This window comes from Bacteroidia bacterium (assembly GCA_041391665.1).
GTDB lineage: Bacteria > Bacteroidota > Bacteroidia > J057 > J057 > JAGQVA01.
Map to the genome: position 1 here is coordinate 1,244,105 of JAWKNO010000001.1, position 21,752 is coordinate 1,265,856.

Sequence of the window (21,752 nt, forward strand, 5' to 3'; positions counted from 1 at the left end):
TTAATGGTTAATGGTTAATGGTTAATGGTTAATGGTTAATTATGAATGATATGAAGGAGAATGTGATAAAAGCTAAAAGTTTTGGGTTTGCTATCAGAATAGTCAAGCTATTTCAATATTTACAGACCGAAAAGAAAGAGTATATTTTAAGCAAACAATTACTCAGAAGCGGCACAGGTGTTGGGGCTTGGGTACGTGAGGCTGAACATTCGGAAAGCAAGGCTGACTTTGTTCACAAATTAGCCATTGCTCAAAAAGAAATTAACGGAACCATTTACTGGTTAGAACTTTTATAGCAACCCAACATTAACAACTAACCATTCATAATTAATCATTGATGAAAGTAGGTCAAATAGAACGTACCACTCAAAACCGAGTCGTGAAGCTTTTTCAGGAAGTTTTGAAATACGGCTATTTGGGTAATCTGGAAAAAGAAGAAGACAACAGCAATATCAACGAAGTGTTGCTCACGGCTTACCTGACCAAAAAAGGGCATAGCCAAAACCTGATTGGCAAAGTATTGTATGAGTTCAAAAAAATTGCCACCATCAACACCCATGACAACCTGTATCAGGCCAACAAAAATGTATATGCAGCACTACGATACGGCATCAATGTAAAGGAAGAAGCAGGGCAAAACAAAGAAACGGTTTACCTGATAGATTGGAAAAATCCGCTGGAGAATGATTTTGCCATAGCCGAAGAGGTTACCATCAAAGGGCAGCAAAATACTCGTGGTGAGCAGAGTCGAACCAAACGCCCTGATATTGTATTGTACATCAACGGCATTGCCATTGGTGTTTTGGAGTTGAAACGAAGCACAGTTTCTGTTACAGAAGGCATACGTCAAAACAACGACAACCAGAAACACCTGTTCATCAAACCTTTTTACACTACGATTCAGTTGGTGATGGCCGGGCAGGATGTGGAAGGGTTGCGATATGCAGCCATCGACACACCCGAAAAGTATTATCTGAAATGGAAGGAAATCAATGAAACAAATAACCCGAATGACACTTATCTGCTGGAATTGACCAAACCTATCCGGGAGCAAGCCGCCCAGGCAGAAAATCTACTGGATCAGAACCTTATTGAAATGCTGGGCAAAGAACGGCTGCTCGAAATCCTGCATGATTTTGTAGTGTTTGACCGTGGGCAAAAGAAGTTTTGCCGCCCCAATCAATATTTTGGAATCAAAGCCGCCCGGGAACACATCCGTAACCGAGAAGGCGGCATCATCTGGCACACCCAGGGCAGCGGCAAAAGCCTGACCATGGTGTGGCTCACCAAATGGATAAGGGAATACAATCCAAACGCAAGGGTACTCATCATTACCGATCGGGACGAGCTGGACAAACAAATTGAGAAAGTTTTCAAAGGCGTGGAGGAGCAGATTCTTCGCACCAAAAGCGGAGCCGATTTAATTGAGAAATTGAATGCCACCACGCCCTGGCTGTTGTGCTCACTCATTCACAAATTTGGCAACAAAGAAGAAAGTGCCGACAAAAAGAAAGACTACGACAGCTACCTTGAAGAATTAAAAAACAGCCTGCCAAGAGATTTTAAGCCTAAAGGCGATGTTTATGTGCTGGTGGATGAATGCCACCGCACCCAAAGCGGAGACCTGCACAAATCCATGCGACAGATTCTGGGAGAAGATGCTTTATTTATTGGTTTTACCGGAACCCCGCTGATGAAGGCCGATAAGCAGAAGAGCATTGAAATTTTCGGCAGATACATTCACACCTACAAATTTGACGAAGCAGTGAAGGATGGTGTAGTGCTGGACTTGCGGTACGAGGCCCGCGACATTGAGCAGAAAATCACTTCGGCAGACAAAATAGATTTATGGTTTGAGAGCAAAACCAAAGGGCTGACCGACTTTGCCAAAACCGAACTCAAACAGAAGTGGGGCACGATGAAAAAAGTGTTTAGTTCGGTAGGTCGTTTGCAGAAAATTGTTGCCGATATTCTGATAGATATGGAAACCCGTGACCGCCTGCAAAACGGCAGGGGCAACGCCATATTGGTATCGGACAGCATTTACAATGCCTGTCGTTTTTACCAGTTGTTTCAGGACGCAGGATTTACCCGTTGTGCCATTGTTACCTCATTTGCCCCCTCATACAGCGACATCAAAGGAGAAGGCGAAGGATACACCGAGAAACTAATGCAATACGACATCTATCAAAAGATGCTCAACGGGAAAACCCCCGAAGACTTTGAAGATGAAGCAAAAAAACGTTTCACAGACGAGCCTGCACAAATGAAGTTGCTCATTGTGGTGGATAAGTTGCTCACAGGCTTTGATGCGCCCAGTGCTACGTACCTGTACATCGACAAGAGTATGCGGGATCACGGCTTGTTTCAGGCTATATGCCGCGTAAACCGCCTGGATGGTGACGACAAAAATTATGGTTATATCATAGACTATAAGGATTTGTTTGGTAGTCTGGAAAGTGCCTATACGGATTTTACTTCTAAAGCATTTGAGGATTACGACAGGGAAGATGTGGAAGGCTTGTTATCCGACCGGCTGGACAAAGGAAAAGAGCGCATGGGCGATGCCCTGGAAACCATCAGAGCCTTATGTGAAGCAGTGGCTCCGCCAAAAGGAACCCAGCAATACATTACATTCTTTTGTGGAAATCCGCAAGTCAAAGAGGATCTTAAAGACACGGAGCCAAAGCGGGTGGCGTTGTATAAAGCGGTTATTGCTTTAATCCGGGCCTATGCCAACATCGCCGATGAAATGGAAGAAGCCGGCTATACACCCGCACAAATTGAAAAAATAAAAGAAGAAATCAGGCATTATGAAAATGTCAGAAAGGAAGTTCAACTGGCCAGCGGCGACTGGGTGGATCTCAAGCAATACGAGCCGGCCATGCGGCATTTGATCGACAGCTACATTGCCGCAGAGGAAAGCAAAAAGGTTTCTGCCTTTGATGATTTCAGCCTGGTGGAGTTACTGGTGAAAGATGGGCAGTCGGCACTGGAAAAACTGCCGGAAGGGATAAGGCATAACAAAGCAGCGATGGCAGAAACCATAGAGAATAACCTTCGAAAAGTAATCATTGAAGAAAGTCCGGCCAATCCGATTTACTATGAGAAAATGAGTGTTTTGCTGGAGGAATTGATTAAGCTGAGAAATGAAGAAGCAGAGGCCTATGAAGAATACCTGAAAAAAATCACTGAGCTGGCAGTAAAAATCAAAAAGCCGGAAACTAGTAGTGAGTACCCATCAAAAATCAATACACACGGGAAAAGGGCTTTGTATGACAACTTAGACCGGGATGAGGCATGCACACTTGTGATGGATCGTGAAGTAAAATACGGCAAACACGACGATTGGCAAGGCACGCTTTCAAAAGAAAAACACTTGAAAAACAAAGTAGTAAAACCTGTTTTGGAAAAGTATGACAAACTGGAAAAACTGGATCCTATTTTTGAAGTTATCAAACAGCAAAAAGAGTACAAGTAAACCATGGAAGAAGTAAAGGTTTTACAGATCACTTCCAATCTGAGTATTGATGTTGTGCGTAAAGACATCAGAAATATGCACCTCGCGGTATATCCGCCAACGGGCAGGGTTCGCGTTGCGGCGCCCCTGCGTGTAAATGACGAAGCGGTAAAGCTATTCGCCATTTCAAAAATCGCATGGATAAGAAAAAACCAGAGAAATTTCACCGCTCAGGCCAGACAGACGCCAAGACAATACAAAGAGAGGGAGAGCCACTATTTTTTAGGCAGACGTTATCTGTTAAGAATTACGGAACACGACGCCCCGGCAAAAGTTGAAGTAAAAACCAAAACCTATATTGACTTATTTGTAAGGCCTGATACCACAGCAGAACAAAAACAAGCCATCCTGACCGAGTGGTATCGCTCAGAATTGAAGAAGCTCGTTCCTCCGCTCATTGACAAATGGCAGGAAAAAATTGGCGTTAACATTAACGCATGGCACGTAAAACAAATGAAAACCAAATGGGGGACCTGCAATATTGAGCAAAAAAGAATCTGGATCAACCTCGAACTGGCAAAAAAACCCATTCATTGTCTGGAATACATTATTGTACACGAACTTATGCACTTATTTGAAAGACACCATAACGACCGTTTTTTGTCTTTAATGGAGAAACACATGCCTCAATGGAGATTTTATAAAGAAGAATTAAATCGTTTCCCTGTAAGCCACGGGGAATGGACATATTGACATCACCCCCCCCATATGGAGAAAAAAAATATCGTTTTTATCGGAAGAAGTTTAGACGGATTTATCGCCGGCAAGAATGGCGAGCTGGACTGGCTTGACGCTGTGCCCAATCCTGACAATGTCGAAATGGGTTATGAAAAACTTATGCAGGAAATTGATGCCATCGTCATGGGCAAAACCACATTTGAGGTGGTATGCAACTTCGGTATAGAATGGCCTTATGTCAAACCTGTATTTGTATTAAGCTATTCCCTCAGCGCCGTTCCCGAAAACCTGAGCGGGAAAGTTTTTCTGCTTAAAGGAAATCCCCGCGAAATTCTGAGAAAAATCCACGAAAAAGGGTACTATAAGCTTTATATTGATGGCGGCAAAACCGTTCAGGATTTTCTGAGAGAAGATTTGATTGACGAATTGCGCATGACGACTATCCCCATACTGCTCGGCGGAGGAATCCCGCTATTCGGAGATTTACCCCACCCGCTGGAATTTGAACATGTTGAGTCTCAGGTATTTTTAAACCAAATTGTACAAGACTGTTACCGGCGGAAAAGAAACCTTTCAACTACTCAAGACAATGAATAACCAACGCGTATTTAAGATGGCATTTGCCAGTGTTTATCCGCACTATATCAAGAAAGCGGAGAAAAAAGGCCGCACAAAAGAAGAGGTAGATACCGTTATCTGTTGGCTGACCGGATATGATCAAAACACCCTGCAACAGCAAATAGAACGCCGCACCGATTTCGAAACCTTCTTTGACCAGGCGCCGGAGATCAATCCCCATGCATCAAAAATTACCGGCGTGATATGCGGACACAGAGTGGAAGAAATCGAAGATAAACTCATGCAAAAAATCCGCTATATGGATAAACTCATCGACGAACTGGCAAAAGGCCGGGCGATGGAAAAGATTTTGAGAGGGTAACAAATTACCTCAACTCAAACAAATCCTCCAACACTACGACCTGATCAATGTGATTGAGGCGATGGGTGTTTTCTGCGACGCCGTGGGTGGTGATAAGGGTAGTGAAAAGGTGTTTGTTGGTATGGGTATGGTATTGGAAAACGCGTTTTTTGGTTTCGAGGTTTTCGACATCTTTTGCCGTAACCTCATAGATTCCGGTGCTGTATTTTATTTCGCAGATATTGATGGATTGGTCGTTTCGATCAATAATCAGGTCTATCTGTGCGCCGGGCAAACCGTCGGTAGGTTTTGCCACAAAGGAGGAAATCGTAGTAAAAATACCGGATATTCCGAGTGCCTTTCGTATCTGATCAATATGGTTTAAGCAAATATTTTCAAATGCATATCCACTCCAGGATTTATAATTGGGCAGATCGCTGAGTTTGGTAAAATCTGTATGCGCGTTGAGTCCAAGGGGTTCTATGAATGTAAGGTAAAATAAAGAATAGGGATCTGTCAGCCGGTAAAGACTAAGCTTACTTTTTTTACCAAAACCATTATATATTTCGATAAAACCGGACTGTTGAAGTTCTTTCAAAATATTTGTCAGCATACCCCCATTTTCAAATCTGGTCTTGTCAATGATCTCCTGACGCGTCATACCTATCCTGCGGGTAGCCAAAGCCCTTATAACTTCAATATGGTTTTCCGGATTATCAAAAAGTGAGGCAAACAACCGGTCAAATTCATTTCGCAGATACCCATTATTTTGAAAGCAGATTTCCTGAATATTTTGTACTGCCGACAGTCCGGGTCTGACCTGGTCGAGATACATCGGAATCCCCCCCATTGCAAGATACAACTGAGTGATCTGATACCTGCTGAGCAAAATTTTTCTTGATTTCAAAAGGGCTTCTGTTTCTCCCAATGAAAATGGGTTCAAAAAAATAAGTCGGGTAACTCTGTTGTGAAGCCCTCCTCTGTCATTAATAATTTTATCAATCATCCAGGATGCAGACGAACCACATATTACGACCACGACATTTTTATTTGTTGCCCAGGTATTCCAAAACCATCCCAATCCGGTGAGAAATTCAGATCTTTTTGTGCCCAGCCAGGGTAATTCATCAAAAAATACAACCATTTTTTCCTGCTTGTATTTCTCTTCCAGTGCCTGCGAAAGCATATGGAAAGCGATTAACCATGAGGAAGGTTTTTTGTCAATTTTGAAATCAGGAAAATGTTTTTCCAGTGCAAAGCGGAAATTCTGAAGTTGATCCTGCTTGGAGGCATGCTGCAAACCCGTCAGTTCAAAATCTAAATGATAGCCATAGGTTTGTTTGATGAGAAAGGTCTTTCCGACTCTTCGCCGCCCGATTACCGCAACCAGTTCCGGTTTTTCCGATTGCAGGGCAGTCATCAATTTATTTACCTCTTCTTTCCGACCGATCAGAACCTGCTCCATATGATTTGTGTTTGTATTTCAGATGCCAATATAACACAAAAACCCACACTAATCCGCTTTATCTGCTCAAAATAGGTAGATAAAGCGGAATAGCGGCCAAATTCTTCACAAATTCTGAGTTGTGGCAATTTTTACCAGGGCATAGTATCGAAACTTGCTATTGTCACTAACTGCCAAAGCTACCTGAATGGTGCAGAAGAGGGAAAGGGCAGATAAAGAAGTTATTCTAACACTTCAAATTCAGTTAATTCAAGGTTAAAAAGGCCCTGATGTTTAATCTTTAGCAGCCCTGTACCCTGGGAAAACCAGAACTCTGTTGGCCATGTCCATGATATCCCCTCAGAAATCAACATCACATTGCGATATTGTTTACCAGATACTTTTACACTATCTTTGAAAAGCACTCTTGCATCACCAATCTGCTCATTTTTTGAATAATAGTCAGTAGATCCTCCGTAAGATCCATGAAAAGTGATTCTTGTTTTATCCTCCCAGGGATCAATTCTTATGAGAGTTCTACGAATAATTGAATCTGATTCAAATGAAATTGATTTGCAATCACATTTGAATTTAAGTGTACTAATGCAGTCCCATCCGCATTCATTAATGGAGCCAACTATTTCCGAAAATTTCAAAGTTATAGATTCGGAATTGCCTGTTATCGAGTCTTTAAAAGTGTATTTTATTTTTTTTCCGGGGAATGGAAAATAATCAGACATCTCATCGGGTAAATTATAATGAGGTACTTCCGTTGGACCACAATAGCACGGGTCTTTTTCCTGGCAGGCAAACAACATCAAGGAAAATAGAAATAATGTTATTCGATTCATTGAAGGATTATTTCTACAAACTTCAGAAAATTTCGTTTGCCTTTCCATGGTAATATTTTGCTCCTAACGTTAGGCGCCAGAGTATTTCGACCCTATGCTCACTACCCACCTAAATCGGTGGAGTGGGGGTTTAAGTTAATGGGAGGGATGCAGTGTTGGGGTTAGTTATTCTTTACTCTCTATCCATTTATACGCTTGCTCAAACATTTGTATCGGGTCGTATTCTATTATGTCAGGAGGTATTCTTCCACCATCACCTTTTTTATTTCGGTCGGTCATGATGCAATTGGTAACGCAGATTTGGGTGCTGTCAGGCATTATAAAACCTCTAAGTCCTGTACTAAACCAACCACCCGTATTATTTCTTAAGTCTATGATCCAGCCTTTGGGTTGCTGATTATAGAGCCGCTTCATGCGAGGTAGAATCTGAGATTTGGTTTAATACCTGAGTTTTTAACGAATCTATATTGAAAGTTAACCGGTGCCGTGAATACACTTCAATGCTGTCAAAGGCCTGTATGACGTATTTTCCATTATTGGACAAATTCTCCCGGGAAGTACATCCTAAGACAAGCTGAGTTAGTATCGCTACTAATGAAACTGCTAATTTTGATTGTAATCTTCCTTCCATATTTGAATTTTGACTAACATCAAATTGTTTGATTGATGGTTGGACAGTTGAAGTGTATGGTGGTTGACACACTTTTCACCCTGATTTTCCCTCTCTTTGTCGTTAGCTTGAGAAATTAATCAGTTCTCTGATATGGGGAATTAAGCCCAACGGTTGGGCCATGGTGCGTATCCCGAAGGGTAAGCCCTATAGTCGTTGTTGTAGCGCGTTTTTGTTTTAATGGTGTTGTTTTCCATATTTTTTCAAAGCAGTTTGAACATCTAGAATGGGAACTTTAAGCGTTCCGTCTTTCAAGTCTTCTGATTCGTAAATATCAAGATTGTGTATGTCGTAACTTTTATCGTTTAGGTCTAGCATGATAACATCAAACATGAAAGCAGTTTCAGTATTGGCAATAAACCAATGGACATTATCTTTTTCATCAGAAATGGAAGAGCTTTCTCCAACTATTGCGATTCGGTCAATTGAGGGTTTGATAATCAAGTTTTGGCCGTCTTGGTGAATTTTCTCATAATGTCTTAAGTGCATTTCACCTTGAAGGATCAAATGAGCAGACGCCATATTGCTGTGCCCGTGTGGTATAATGGCTCTATCTTTCTTCATTCCAAAAATTTTCTTGACAAACGCAGTCTTTTCAGGAAGTCCGTCAAGTTTGGGGAACTTTATAGGTTTCGTTGAAACACCCAAATCAGGATATTCAAATCCCTTAATCAGGTTTTCAAAGTCAATGAATTTTAATATTTCTTCAAGTTCAACCTTCGAGTAAAGTTCTTCAATCTTCTGTTGCCATTGAATGGTGGATATTGAGTCTGTCTTTAAATCCGAACAGAATTCATTCAGTTTAATAGCCCAATGGTCAGTTATAGGTTTAATATTTCTTCCAAAGGCATTACATGCAAATAGCGCGTCCATTAAAGCAAAACTTGCTACTGTTGCTAAAACTCCTTTTGTAAATTCTCTTCGGTCCATGGGTTCAGATTTTTTGATGTCTATTTCGTTCTCATTGCCTATGCTAATTATTTCTTGAAAGGTGTGATTATCCATTGTCCACCGCCATTAAGATAAGCAAATGCGTAACCTGAAGCAACGAAAGCGCCACGGAACAGCGGTTTGCTGTCCTAAAAATTGGGGTGGGGGCACTTTTGCCTATTTTTAACCATCCCCCGAATTCTACTTAAGAGCGTTATTTTAATCACTTAATCGTTTACTCTTTATATTTGTCAGTCCAAAGCAAATTGATAAATGAATCCGTCCTTCATAATATTTTATAAATACCTTAATCGTCCTTTGGCCTTGGTCATTTTAGGCTGTTTTATTTCCAGCTTACTTCCAGCACAAAACACCATCACCGATTCATTGCAAACAGCCATCACTCAAGCAAAATCGGACACTTCCCGAATTCGTTTGAAAAATGAATTGGCCCTCGCCTTGTACAAATCAGATAAAGACAGTGCACTTCGACTTTTGCAATCATCCGTCGCTGTCGCAGAAAAAATAAATTATAAAGCCGGGCTTTTTGAATCGTGGTTCACGAAGGCCCAAATCCACCTTGAGTACAACCAACTTGACAGTGCATTTTTAGAATTTACGGAAGCAAAAGAAATAGCCTCTGAAGCGAATGATAAAAGCAGGTTAATCTGGGCCTTGAATGCGTTGAGTTACAGTGTCCCAAATAAGCGGTTGGGTATTCCGTACCTGAATGAGGCGCTTGAAATTGCAACGGCCATTGGAGATAAAAAAGAACAAGCAAGGGTGATGACGAGTCTGGGTATTGTCTATTCCAACCTCTCTGAGTTTAAGAAAGCAGAGGATTATTACTTGCAAACCTTGGCCATTTATCAGGGTAGAGCAGAAAAAAAGCCGCAGGCGGATATATTACGGAACCTGGGGAACAATGCCGGCAGGTCAAACGACCTCAGTAAAGCAATTGGTTATTATGAACAGGGAGTGATGATAATGCGGGAATTGGGTAATAAAAGTGAAGAGGCAGCCCTCTATAACATGATGGGTTATGCATGCACAGTCATGGGTAATTACCCCAAGGCGCTCGAATATAGCCAAATCGCATTGAAATTGATGGAAGCAGATGAAAACAAAATTGGCGTAGCCGATTGTTGCAATCGAATAAGCGACATTTACTTGTCACTGGAAGATTTTCCCCAGGCACTTGTTTATATTGAAAAATCCTATATCCTGTGGGAGGAAATGGGAGAAGGTACCCAACAATCGGATTTGCTTTATCGAAAGGGCTATTTGTACAGGTTGAAGGAGGATTACCCGATGGCCCTCCAATTTTTGCAGGAATCTTACACATTGAAAAAAACCATTGGCCAGGCAGTAAGCCCTCAACATTTTTATGACCTTGGATTTTGTTATGGAAAGTTGGAACGCCAGGATTCGGCGGAGTTATATTTTCAAAATGCCCTCCTTAGTGCGCGGGAAACCAATAGCTCCCTCGATAAGGCGAAGAGTTTGATAGGATTGGCAAATATCCATTTCCAACAAGGGGATACCGAAACTGCCATTGCAGAATTGAACGAAGCCTCCGAACTGGCAACCGTTTCCGGCAACAAGGAACAGGAGATGGAAGCGGCAGAATTGCTCTATTTGATTTATAAAAGCAGGAACAATACGGGAAAGGCGCTTTATTACCACGAAACCTACCGCAACCTGCAGGACAGCCTTTTCAATGAAAAAAATGTGCGGCAAGTGGGACGTTTGGAAGCAAGTTATGAATTCGAAAAAGAAAAGCAAGAATTGGCCTTTGAGCAGGAAAAAGAACTGGAGCGGCAACGCTCCGTTCGCCGGTTGTACTTGATCGCTTTGGGCGTGGCCCTATTGTTCATCGGGGTCATTTACCGCTACTACCGCTCCAAGCAAAAAGCTAACGCAGAGCTCAGTAAACTGAACGAAGAGATTCTACGGCAAAAGGAAAGACTGGAAGAACTCGACCTCACCAAGTCCCGCTTTTTCACCAATATCTCACACGAGTTCCGCACACCGCTCACCATCATTTCCGGGATGATTGACCAAATTAGCGAGAAACCAGATTTGTGGCTGGAACGGGGGACGAAAATGGTGAAGCAGAACACCCAGGGACTGTTGAACCTGGTGAACCAGATACTCGACCTGCGGAAGCTGGAAGCCAATGAGTTGAAAGTGGACATGGTCAACGGTGATCTGGTGAAATACCTGCGTTACTTGGCCGAATCCCACCAATCTTTTGCTGTAAGTAAAGGGCTGCAACTGCACTTCCTGAACGATGTGGAGAAAATCAACATGGATTTCGACCCTGATAAATTGCTGCGTATCGTCTCCAACCTTTTGTCCAATGCCATCAAGTTCACCCCCGAGGGTGGCAGTATTTATCTTCGGGTAGATGAAAAATCCGTGAACGGCAATCCTGCCTTACTCCTACGGGTCCAGGACACAGGCATCGGTATCCCCGCAGAAGACCTGCCAAATATTTTCGGCCGTTTTTACCAGGTGGACGATTCGATGACCCGCAAGGGAGAAGGAACGGGAATAGGCCTCGCATTGACACAGGAACTGGTGAAATTGCTGGAGGGAAGTATCTCTGTCAAAAGTGTGGTTGGTGAAGGCACGACTTTCACCATGACCTTGCCTATCTTCAATGAAGCTGCCGTGAAGGCTGAAAATTGGGAGGAATCTGGGCTGGTGATAGAAAAAGCCATCCTTGAACCGGCCCTGGTCAATCCGACCCCAGAAGAAAGTGAGTTCGGCACTGCTGGCAAACCTAGTCTTTTGATTGTCGAGGACAACCCCGATGTGCGCCAATACCTCATCTCCTGCCTTGAAGAGGATTATCAATTGACCGTGGCCGAAAACGGGCAAGTGGGGATAGACATGGCCATTGAGCTGGTACCCGACCTCATCGTAAGTGATGTGATGATGCCCGAAAAGGACGGCTACGAACTCACCGAAACCCTGAAAAACGACGAACGTACCGACCACATCCCCATTGTACTGCTTACCGCCAAAGCTGACCTCGACTCCAAAATCAGCGGACTCGAAAAAGGGGCGGATGCCTATCTGGCGAAACCGTTTGATAAAAGGGAACTGCTGGTGCGGTTGGAAAAACTGCTGGAGCTTCGCAAAAAATTACAGGCCCGGTATGCCCAGTTGCCGGATACCACCGGGGAGGCCGGGATGACCTCTTCTCCCGAACATCCCTTCCTCCAAAAATTCTATGGCCTCGTGGAAGAGGATCTCTCCAACGCCGAATTGGACATGAACCAAATTTGCCAAAAACTGGGTATGAGCCGCTCGCAGGTTTTCAAAAAACTGAAAGCCCTCACTGGCAAATCAGCGACCGCCCTCATCCGCTCCTTCCGCCTCCAGCGTGGCAAAAAGCTGCTCGCCACCACCGACCTCACCATCTCCGAAGTGGCCTACGAGGTTGGCTTCACCTCTTTGAATTATTTTTCTGTTTCCTTTTTCGAAGAATTTGGCGAAAGACCATCCTTGTTCCGTAAATAATTGAATAACAGTATTTTATGGTTTTGTTTCGCCGCCCGGCGAAACACTTTTAGTAATGTTTCCACCCTTTGGAAACATGCTTGCTAATCTTTGAAACATACCTGCCAATGCCTTGGCGTGGTCTGTCCCACCTTTGTGCCAACAGTTTCAAGCAACAATTCAATCAGAAAATTTAGCATCATGAAAAATCTGTATTCATTGCTTCTTGTACTCGCTTTGGTCTTTGTCCATCGCTTCAATCTTACGGCTCAAGCGCTGATTGCTAATGGCGGTTCGCATATTATTAATGCGAACGGCTCCAATCAATATGAAGGGTCTGCACAAGACTATACCATTCAATCAAACATCACTTTCAATACCCTCAGTTTCACCCTCAGAGGAGGAGATGGTGGCAATGCCGAGGCTGGAACTTCAGGTGGAAACCCTTGCATTAGCAATGGCGGGGAAGGCAGCACCACCGAAGCCGAATTTTTGATAGGTAATGGTCCCAATGAGCTCAATCCCGGAGGAACCATCCGCTTTATTGTCGGGAAATATGGGGTAAGTGGCAATGTTGGCGGCACTGCGAACATAGGTAGTGGCGGCGGTGGCGGTACGGCAGTTTTATATCGCCCTAATAGTTCCTCCAACTGGACCATTCTGGCAGTTGCCGGTGGTGGTGGCGGTGCTCACCAGGGAAATATTTTTGGTAGCTGTATAGATGGTCACGATGGGAAGGGAGGTCGAAATACTGAGAACGGGGGAGATGGGGATGGTAACAACGCAGGTACCGGAGGGACTAATGGAAATGGCGGTAACGGTGGTAGTTCCGGTGGTGGCGGAGGCGCCTTTTCGGATGGAGGTAACATCAGCAAAGGCGGTGGAGCCGGTTTTCCGGATGGTGGAGCTGGTAATACTTACGGTACGGATGGTGGCTGGGGTTTTGGTGGCGGCGGTTGTGGAGAAAACACCAATAACAAGGGCGGCGGTGGCGGTGGCGGTTATTCCGGCGGTGGTGGTGGAGGAGCAATTAACTGCGGCGGCGGCGGTGGAAGCTATGTTAATTCAACCTATGCCTTGAGCAGTACCAAGACAGCAGGTGCTACCGGAGGAAGTGTTTTGCAGAACGGGCGGGTGGAATATATCTTTTCAAGTACGATTATTGAATGGACGGGAGCCATTGATAACAACTGGCACAACAGCGGCAACTGGTCACCATCCAGGGTACCCAACAGTTTGGATTTCGTTAATATTAGTGCTGCTAATAATGATCCTCACATTTGGTCTGGTTCTCCTGCCACTGCAAAGGTCGTACGGGTGTTAGGCGGAGGAGAACTGACCATTGAGCCAAATGCTACGTTGAATATTTCCCCCCGTATATCTAACGGCATTTCCAATAATGGAATGATTACCAATGACAATGGTGAAATCAACATTACCACGGTAGGATTCATCACCTATACCGGCATCTTAAATAATACGAATGCTACCTTCATCAATAAGTTTGGCGGCGTCATCAATATTGTGGGAATGGATGGAAACGGGATCTTCAACAACTCCAATTCCACTTTCACCAACCAATTGGGAGGTACCATCAATATCGGTACAGTAAGTGGTCCGATTGGTGAAAATGGCATCCAAAACGAAGCCGGCGGTACTTTTTCTAACTTTGGTTCGCTGGATATCAGAAAAGCCAACCTTGCAGGTATTCAAAACGCAGGAACTTTCTCGAACAATATTGGTGGTTATATCGAGGTTCGGGAAACCGGTCAGGACGGGATTCTTTGTACCGGAGGCGCCTTCACCAATAATGGCACAACGGAAATTGGTCAGGGCGCCGCTATTGGCGATGACGGAATTGAGAACCAGTCAGGCAGCACGTTTACCAATTCCGGAACCTTGACAATCGTGAATACCACCAATAAGGGTATCTATAATGATGGAACGTTTACCAACGACTCAAACGCTACGCTCGCTATATCCCAAACAGGAACTATAGGAATTCACAGTAGCGCCGGTTCTTTTAACAATGATGGAGGTACTATCAATATTGGTTCAGTGAGTGGTCAGATAGGAACCGTTGGGTTTCATTCTAACTCAGGTAGTGTTTGCACCAATACCGGAACAATCCATATCAGGAATACTGTCTCACATGGCTTGTTATCCTACACCGATTTTACAAACGGCGCTTCGGGTGAAATTTTTATTGACCAGACAGGTACAGTAGGTCTCGGTCATTTAGGAGGCACATTTGAAAATAGCGGAACGATTAGTATAGGTTCTATTGCTGCTTTAGGAGGGCAAGGGATTCAAAATCTGGCTAATTTCAACAACCTGGCTGGTGGAATCATCACCATTGACAACACGAACTCCTTTGGTTTAGCCAACGTAGGAGCTGCAACTATTGTCAATGAAGGTTTATTTAAAATGGGTGAAAACGGTAGTATTGGTAGCTATGCCATCTTTAACGGTAATGTGGGTAATACATGTACTTTCTATAATGGCAACTGTGGCGCAGTCATCCACATTTTTGACGGAGGCGTTTTAGACCAGGCCGACGGATTCACAAATACCGGATTAATCCTGCAGGAGTCTGCTGATGCCAGCGATATCAACATCAACAGCGGCACCATCCTGTACAATGCGGGCACCTTTACTGCAAATGGCAATGCACCAGTTTCTCTTTCCGCTAGCTTTTCTGGCAAAAGTATTTGGAGAGGCTGTAATGGTAGTACCTGGGAGAATGCTGGAAATTGGTATCCTGCTGGTATCCCTACCGCTGCTGACGGGGTGGTCATTGGTCCGGCAAATACCTATCCACAGATTAATAATTCGGCACAAGCGAGATCTGTCCTGGTTGAACAAGGGAATCTGTTCAACAACGGCACCCTTTCTGTGACCGACGGAGACCTTGATATAAATCTGGGCGCAACGGTACAGGGCAACGGACAATACTACCTGAGTGGAGATTTCAAGGTTGATGGGGGTACGTTTAATGCGGGCAACTCCACCGTTACCATGACGGGGGCTACTGACGCCATGATCATGGTAAGCGGTGGCGCTCAGACAAACTTTTATAACCTGGTTGTCGATAAACCCTCCGATAAGACGGTCTCAATCAATTCAACGGTCTCTGTCACCCATGAACTGACGATTAATTCCGGTGACCTCGCGGTGAATGGAACGCTCAACTGCCCGTCTCTACACCTGCCCAACGGAACCGATGTAACCAACGCCGGGTACATTCTTGTGCAAGGTGGCGGCTCCTTTTGGATTCAATCAGGCGCTTCGGCACAAGGGAACGGCGGATATTTTTTACAGGGAGACTTTTTGTTAGATGGCGGGACGTTCACACCCGGGACTTCTTCGGTAACTTTCGTTGGGACTGGCACCCAGAGCATCTCTCCCGACCCGGTAAGTTTTTACAACCTGGTGGTGGACAAGCCCTCCGACCAAAAAGTTATTTTTGAAGACGTAATGGTCACCAATGCTCTAACCGTTTCTGCTGGCGACTTGGAAATTACTAATGGTCATTTCCTGACCTGTCCTAATCTCTTGTTGGAAAGTGGTAGTGATTTAACCAACAACGGCAGCCTCACTTGTGCTGTTGGTCTCTTATGGGTCAAAACAGGGGCTACTGCACAAGGCAACGGGCTATACACCCTAAACAATAACTTTACCGTAACCCCGGGAGCCACTTTCATCCCGGGCACTTCTACCGTGATAATGACCGGGGCGGGTAACAGGATTATCGGCAATTCGGCTATCGATTTCTACAACCTGGAAATCAATAAAACATCGGGGGGCAGTGTTAAAATCACCGGTAATTTGACCGTTTCCAATGAGCTGAACCTGGTGTCCGGTAACCTGGATTTGAACAATAAAACAATTGAACTTACAGGTAGCGGAACCATCTTGGGGGAAAGCGCTGCGAGTTATATTTACAGCAGCACCGGAGCAGGGGTAGTGAAAAAGACGGTTGACCTGAATGCTCCCACTTCGGAAAACCCCGGCAACATCGGGGTGGCCATCACCTCCGCCGCCAACCCAGGTCTGACCACCATCCAGCGGGGGCACACCGTGCAGAATGTCAACGGTGACATGGGCATTTTTCGTTACTACGACATTTCCCCTGCTAACAACACAGGGCTGAATGCCACGGTGCGCTTCCATTACCTCGACCACGAGCTGAATAACATTCCGGAAAGCGAACTGACGCCCTTCCGGTACAATGGCAGCATATGGGACACCTACTTCGTCAGCGCCACTGACGCATCTGCCAACTGGGTAGAGACGATCCTGGTAAATGCCTTTTCTACCTGGACCCTGGCCAGTTTCAATGCGAACTTTCCGGTTGAACTGGTCCATTTCAGCACCTCAAAAACGGAGGGGGGCGTTTTGCTGGAATGGCAGACTGCCTCGGAACTCAACAACGAAGGCTTCGCAGTGGAACACAGCACCGACGTTAGCAACTGGGACTACCTCGGTTTTGTGGAGGGGCAGGGCACTTCCATGGAAGCGCATGATTACCAGTTTATCCACGGAAATCCCACCTACGGCGAAAACTACTATCGCCTCCGGCAGGTGGATTTTGATGGCAAATTTGAGTATTCGGACATACGTTCGGTGGAGTTTGGTGGTTTGGAACATCAAATCAAAGTCTTTCCCAACCCGGCCAAAACCCATTTCAATGTCCAAATTTCGGACGATTTCAGGCAGGCATCTATCCGGGTTTTCGACCTTAGTGGACGATTGGTTTTCGAACAGGAATTGGACGGGGGCAACCAAAGTCTGGTCATTGATGTCAATGCCTGGCCATCGGAGATATACCTGATTCGGGTAGTAGAGGACGGCAGAAGCGCTACCCACAAACTACAAGTGCAGAAAGACTGATTTTTTCTGATTGATACATAGGCTGGGCCTCTACAGGAGGCTCAGTTTTTTTTATTCTTTTTGACAGAAAAGTTGTTATTAATAGCTATGTCAAATTATGCTACTTCTATCCCCTGCGGATCAACCAGCACTGAATCCGCCTGAGGCAGACACAAAGTTCCAAATTTGCACGTCACCGCGCCTGACGCAAAGCCCATTGTCCACCACCATTAAGTTAAGAAAAAAAGCGTAACCTGAATCAACGAAAGCGCCACGGAACAGCGGTTTGCTGTCCTAACAATTGGGGAGTACTTCAACCTTATTCCTGGGGTGGTGAATACTTAACGATATCAATACCAATTCCGTTAGGGTCTTGAATAGCAAAATGCCTGTCGCCCCAAGGCTCATCTCTTAATTCAACTTTGATTTCAACTCCGTTCTTTTTCAGTTTATTGTAAATCGTATCCACGTCATCTACTTCTATGGTTAGATACATACCTTGTCCATTGAACGGTTGATGAAAAAATGTTTGTTGTGTTGGGTGATGGGGTAACAAAAAACTAAGTTCAGCCTGTCGATTAGGCGTATGTAACAAAAGGTAAAATTCGTTTTCAAATGTTACTCCAAATCCTAATTTGTCAGTGTAGAAAGCCTTACTCTCTGCCAACTTTTCTGTAAGTATACCTGCGTTGAGTTTCATATCTTATCCGTTTTTAAGTTGATGATGAGGCAAAATTACAAGCGCTAAAAACCATAGCCTTGTAAAAAACGGACATTCTATCTTCCAAAGGCTTTGCTGGGTGTAACACCATAGAAATTCTTAAACTCTTTTATGAAATGGGCTTGGTCGTAATACCCAAGGTCAAAGAATATTTTATTGTGCCTAAGACTTTGTGTTGAAGGTTTGGCATTCAGAATGGTTTGGAAACGCACCACCTGACTGAATGTTTTGGCTGTATCGCCAATATAAAATTCAAAGTAACGTCTTAACTGTCTTTGGCTTAAGCCGATGTCTAAATCTGTCTGAACATTTACAACCCCATAATTTTTTAGAATGATATTCAAGGCATTTTGAAAGCGGCTGTCCAAAGCGGTATTGGCTTTTGCCGCTATGTTTGTGAAGTATTTATCAAATCTGAATTTAATTTTTTCAAAGCCGTCTGCAGCAGAAAAATTGTCTGTAATGAATGCAGAAGTTTCGTGTAATACTATTTCAAGTCGTTCAAAACGATTACTCAATTCTTTTGCATCAACGTTAAAAAGTGAAGGAAACGTTGTCGGAGGAAAACGAATACCCACATAATGAAACGAATTGTCAAGTGGGAACTCTGTATATTTTTTACAAAATCCCATTACGAAATTTTCTGAAGGCTTGTCAAGCTGAAAGAAAATATCAATGCAACCATCAGCAACCACCCTGTATGTAAAAGGTTCTTGAAGTTTTTCTTCTGTTTTCAATTCCCAATAGCAGTAAATAATATTTGAGAGACTGTCGTTTGGAGAAACTTCCCGATAAGAAACACTTTGCCCTGCCTTTTTTACGGTCGGTTGCGCAGGTCGATAAAGTCGTCTTATGTTAAAGTCATTTTGCACTGTTTAGGCCTATTTATCATGACGCACAACGGTGGGTGGCGACAACGGTTTAGGTGCATGGTCGTAAGCCACTTTCACGGTCATTAAGTTAAGAAAAAAAGCGTAACCTGAAGCAATGAAAGCGCCACGGAACAGAGGTTTGCTGTCCTAACAATTGGGGTGGTGGCAGATCATGGGCGCCAGCTTAACACTTTGACTGTCAATACAGACAAGAGAAGGAAGCTCCGCACGACCTTCCCGTACCCGATCTTGTTGATTTAAGGCTAGATTCACCTGATCCATCGTCCCATCTTTATTCCATTTATCAAAATAGTAGTACACGGCCGACCATTTCGGAAAATGAGGCGGCAGATTTCGCCATTGACATCCGGCCCGTACCAGATACAAAATCGCATTCACTACACAACGGATCGGCATCGTTCGTTTGCGTTTCCAATCAAAAAATTCCGATATTGACTCCCATTGGGCATCAGTGAGTTCGCTATACTGAGTGGTCATTTTGGTTTTTGTTTGCAAACTCAACCTAATGACCTTTGCCCAATTTTTAAAATCCTAACATGCTCTAATGTGGTCTATAAGAATTTCTACAGATTTAAATCGTTTTGATTTGTCTGGATTGAGGCCTATATTCCTTATTTCAACAAGCTTTTGGTCTTTAATTTTGTCCATATTTGTTTTTCCTGTGAGTATAAAAAGGATGATCATAGTTGCTGAATATATCTCGTGTTCAAAAGCGTAATTAGAAAACCCGTCTAATTTTAATTGAGGGTCGTTGAAATATCCTTTAAAATCTGTACTTAAAGACGTTAGTTCACTTTTCATTGTTTTTACCAGACCAAAATCTGATATTTTGAAAACTTCCACATTTTCATAGATTTTCACAAGCACATTTTTGGGGCTTAAATCTCGATGCATTAGATTTTTTGAGTGCAAGTAATCTAATCCTTTTAAGAACTGGTAGCAGATCAATTTTCTTTTTTCTTTTGAAAGGCTTGAATTGGTAAACTTAAGATGTTCATCAAGAGTTCTATCCATGAATTCCATAGTGTATTCATTCGATTCCTCAAAATACTTATAGACCTCTACAATATAAGGAGAATTTAACTGTTTCATTTCGTCAAATTCTCTTCTGAAACGTAAAAGTTCTTTTGAGCTCAAATTAGACTTTGCTCTTTTTAGGACGAAATCCTTCTGATATTGTAGGTCTTTATATTTAAAAACTTTAGCGTATGATCCCTCACCAATTAGCTGCAAATTAGCAATGGTTTCAAAATGATTTGATTTTAGGGTGATTGAGTCGTTTGGTGAGAAAATTGGTTTGGTGTAGTAAATATCAATCTCTTTAAAACCGATTGGCATTGTGCTACCACCAGATTCAACAAGGAACTCAGAGCATTCTTCAAACAACTGATCATAGTATTCATCAATTTTGAAGCTATGTTTCGTATTATTGAGGCTTCTTTTCAATCTATTGATCAGACGTATATTGTTTTTAAGCTCCCTGCTTTGATCTGCCCAGAAATGAGCGTTGGAGTTTTCTGTAACAGGTAAGCGAGTATTCATTTGTTCAAATAGCCGTACTAAATTGGAGTGAAACGTTCCGAAAATGCCAACAAGATTTGGGTCATTAAAAAATTCGTATAGAAATCCGTATTCTGAAGAATTTATATCACCAATGCTTCTGCTTATTTTTTCAATTTCATTCTCAATATTCATATGGTCTTTCAAGGTTTCATACATGGTTTAAATATTCTGGTACTGCTTTTTTCATAGCTCGCAACGGGTGGATGTGCGCATTTGCCGCCGTGCGTTGGCTTTTACGGGGCTTTCGGCGGCATTGGCGAACATCCTTTGTTCTCTGCTATTATTTCATCTTTTCATCGCCGATTGTGAAAAGTCTTTCATAACTTTCCCAAAGTTTGTCAGTTTTATTATCCAAATTGATGCAGCCTATGCACAAAATTAGAATTATGACCAGTAAAATGGCTTCGATTATTAGTGAGCCAACTGTCAAAACAGGGTTCATTTCAAACACCTTCACAAAGGTCGAAATATCGTTAATCAATACTGTAAGGTGCGTGATGAATGGCGTTAAAAACAATAAGTAAGGTATGATTACCAGCGACTTAGAGGCATTATTATTGCCATTATTCTCATTAGGAATAGAGAGAATTTGCGCCATCGAAAGCAAGTCAAAATATGTTTTTTTATTTCCGTTTACTTCTTTTTCGTTTATTACGTTGAGGGCTATGTATATATTTGAATATTTTAGCCCTAAATTGTACCAAAGAACTAACGTAACCAACGCTAAAAAGACACCACTAAAAAGCCCTAAATCATTAACATCGAAAACAACTGTAGTAAAAGGCACTTCGATATACTTTCGTGAGATGTAATTTTTTTCGCTTACTTCTTGCTTAATTAAATTGAAATCAGTACAAAGGCTTGTGTTTTTTTTATATTGATTTTCAAATTCATCGTATAACTTCTTTACCTTAGGGTCGGCAGAAGTAGGAAAAGTGCCTTGTGGCAATTGAGACTTTGCCGAGCACCATTCATTAAGTTTACTATTGTAATCTTTTCCAGAAGTCATCCAACCCCAAGGGAAGGTGTTATATGCACAAATAAATACAAAGACACTTCCGAAGACCGCAACAAGCAATGTGCTTCTTACTTTTTTTATAGAAGATACGGCTTGACTGATTACCGCTAAAAGTACTTGCTCAGACATAGAATAGTTATAAATTTTGAAAGAAAGTTGAGGA

The 21,752-nt window shown here is 43.1% G+C and carries 15 protein-coding genes and 1 pseudogene; 7 read left to right on the forward strand and 9 right to left on the reverse strand.

Annotated elements, in window-relative coordinates; translation table 11 throughout:
• The first annotated feature begins 50 nt into the window (after window positions 1-50).
• The 5 genes and pseudogenes from R3D00_05205 to R3D00_05225 all read left to right on the forward strand — a co-directional run bounded on the left by R3D00_05205 (window position 51) and on the right by R3D00_05225 (window position 5,138).
• Window positions 51-293, forward strand: a pseudogene (locus R3D00_05205) (four helix bundle protein).
• A gap of 41 nt (window positions 294-334) precedes the next feature.
• On the forward strand, window positions 335-3,481 hold the full coding sequence (locus R3D00_05210) for an HsdR family type I site-specific deoxyribonuclease (protein ID MEZ4772562.1): 3,147 nt from the start codon (window positions 335-337) through the stop codon (window positions 3,479-3,481).
• 3 nt (window positions 3,482-3,484) lie between these two features.
• A complete protein-coding gene (locus R3D00_05215) occupies window positions 3,485-4,213 on the forward strand; it encodes a SprT family zinc-dependent metalloprotease (GenBank protein ID MEZ4772563.1) in 729 nt (242 codons plus the stop codon).
• A gap of 15 nt (window positions 4,214-4,228) precedes the next feature.
• Entirely contained in the window at window positions 4,229-4,795 is a 567-nt protein-coding gene (locus R3D00_05220) for a dihydrofolate reductase family protein (GenBank protein ID MEZ4772564.1), read from the forward strand.
• Window positions 4,788-5,138, forward strand: a complete 351-nt coding sequence (locus R3D00_05225) for a DUF2200 domain-containing protein (protein MEZ4772565.1) — start codon at window positions 4,788-4,790, stop codon at window positions 5,136-5,138. The genes R3D00_05220 and R3D00_05225 overlap by 8 nt, the downstream gene beginning before the upstream one ends.
• Window positions 5,139-5,142: 4 nt before the next feature.
• Here R3D00_05225 and R3D00_05230 read toward each other — a convergent pair whose 3' ends face one another.
• The 4 genes from R3D00_05230 to R3D00_05245 form a co-directional block, all read right to left on the reverse strand.
• Entirely contained in the window at window positions 5,143-6,582 is a 1,440-nt protein-coding gene (locus R3D00_05230; protein MEZ4772566.1) for an ATP-binding protein, read from the reverse strand.
• A gap of 221 nt (window positions 6,583-6,803) precedes the next feature.
• Complete coding sequence (locus R3D00_05235; protein ID MEZ4772567.1) at window positions 6,804-7,460, reverse strand: hypothetical protein; 657 nt, start codon at window positions 7,458-7,460, stop codon at window positions 6,804-6,806.
• A 117-nt stretch (window positions 7,461-7,577) separates the two neighbouring features.
• A complete protein-coding gene (locus R3D00_05240) occupies window positions 7,578-7,826 on the reverse strand; it encodes a hypothetical protein (protein MEZ4772568.1) in 249 nt (82 codons plus the stop codon).
• A gap of 433 nt (window positions 7,827-8,259) precedes the next feature.
• Complete coding sequence (locus tag R3D00_05245) at window positions 8,260-9,012, reverse strand: hypothetical protein (protein MEZ4772569.1); 753 nt, start codon at window positions 9,010-9,012, stop codon at window positions 8,260-8,262.
• Window positions 9,013-9,447: 435 nt separating this feature from the next.
• Here R3D00_05245 and R3D00_05250 point away from each other — a divergent pair, with 435 nt between their 5' ends.
• A complete protein-coding gene (locus R3D00_05250; protein ID MEZ4772570.1) occupies window positions 9,448-12,543 on the forward strand; it encodes a tetratricopeptide repeat protein in 3,096 nt (1,031 codons plus the stop codon).
• A gap of 180 nt (window positions 12,544-12,723) precedes the next feature.
• Window positions 12,724-17,415, forward strand: a complete 4,692-nt coding sequence (locus R3D00_05255; protein MEZ4772571.1) for a T9SS type A sorting domain-containing protein — start codon at window positions 12,724-12,726, stop codon at window positions 17,413-17,415.
• 298 nt (window positions 17,416-17,713) lie between these two features.
• On the opposite strand, the gene R3D00_05260 is transcribed toward R3D00_05255, so the two are convergent.
• The 5 genes from R3D00_05260 to R3D00_05280 form a co-directional block, all read right to left on the reverse strand.
• Complete coding sequence (locus tag R3D00_05260; GenBank protein MEZ4772572.1) at window positions 17,714-18,094, reverse strand: VOC family protein; 381 nt, start codon at window positions 18,092-18,094, stop codon at window positions 17,714-17,716.
• A gap of 77 nt (window positions 18,095-18,171) precedes the next feature.
• Window positions 18,172-18,987 (reverse strand): helix-turn-helix domain-containing protein, encoded by an 816-nt coding sequence (locus R3D00_05265; protein ID MEZ4772573.1) that lies wholly within the window; start codon window positions 18,985-18,987, stop codon window positions 18,172-18,174.
• A gap of 147 nt (window positions 18,988-19,134) precedes the next feature.
• A complete protein-coding gene (locus tag R3D00_05270) occupies window positions 19,135-19,485 on the reverse strand; it encodes a transposase (protein ID MEZ4772574.1) in 351 nt (116 codons plus the stop codon).
• A 54-nt stretch (window positions 19,486-19,539) separates the two neighbouring features.
• Entirely contained in the window at window positions 19,540-20,727 is a 1,188-nt protein-coding gene (locus R3D00_05275) for a protein kinase family protein (protein MEZ4772575.1), read from the reverse strand.
• 124 nt (window positions 20,728-20,851) lie between these two features.
• Window positions 20,852-21,718 (reverse strand): hypothetical protein, encoded by an 867-nt coding sequence (locus R3D00_05280; protein ID MEZ4772576.1) that lies wholly within the window; start codon window positions 21,716-21,718, stop codon window positions 20,852-20,854.
• Window positions 21,719-21,752 lie beyond the last annotated feature (34 nt).

Bases quoted from the DNA above. Each gene is read 5' to 3' on its own strand.
- R3D00_05220 (MEZ4772564.1), top strand. From the start codon at position 4,229: ATGGAGAAAAAAAATATCGTTTTTATCGGAAGAAGTTTAGACGGATTT.
- R3D00_05275 (MEZ4772575.1), bottom strand. From the start codon at position 20,727: ATGTATGAAACCTTGAAAGACCATATGAATATTGAGAATGAAATTGAA.
- R3D00_05230 (MEZ4772566.1), bottom strand. From the start codon at position 6,582: ATGGAGCAGGTTCTGATCGGTCGGAAAGAAGAGGTAAATAAATTGATG.
- R3D00_05255 (MEZ4772571.1), top strand. From the start codon at position 12,724: ATGAAAAATCTGTATTCATTGCTTCTTGTACTCGCTTTGGTCTTTGTC.
- R3D00_05245 (MEZ4772569.1), bottom strand. From the start codon at position 9,012: ATGGACCGAAGAGAATTTACAAAAGGAGTTTTAGCAACAGTAGCAAGT.
- R3D00_05260 (MEZ4772572.1), bottom strand. From the start codon at position 18,094: ATGAAACTCAACGCAGGTATACTTACAGAAAAGTTGGCAGAGAGTAAG.
- R3D00_05280 (MEZ4772576.1), bottom strand. From the start codon at position 21,718: ATGTCTGAGCAAGTACTTTTAGCGGTAATCAGTCAAGCCGTATCTTCT.
- R3D00_05270 (MEZ4772574.1), bottom strand. From the start codon at position 19,485: ATGACCACTCAGTATAGCGAACTCACTGATGCCCAATGGGAGTCAATA.
- R3D00_05215 (MEZ4772563.1), top strand. From the start codon at position 3,485: ATGGAAGAAGTAAAGGTTTTACAGATCACTTCCAATCTGAGTATTGAT.
- R3D00_05240 (MEZ4772568.1), bottom strand. From the start codon at position 7,826: ATGAAGCGGCTCTATAATCAGCAACCCAAAGGCTGGATCATAGACTTA.
- R3D00_05235 (MEZ4772567.1), bottom strand. From the start codon at position 7,460: ATGGAAAGGCAAACGAAATTTTCTGAAGTTTGTAGAAATAATCCTTCA.
- R3D00_05225 (MEZ4772565.1), top strand. From the start codon at position 4,788: ATGAATAACCAACGCGTATTTAAGATGGCATTTGCCAGTGTTTATCCG.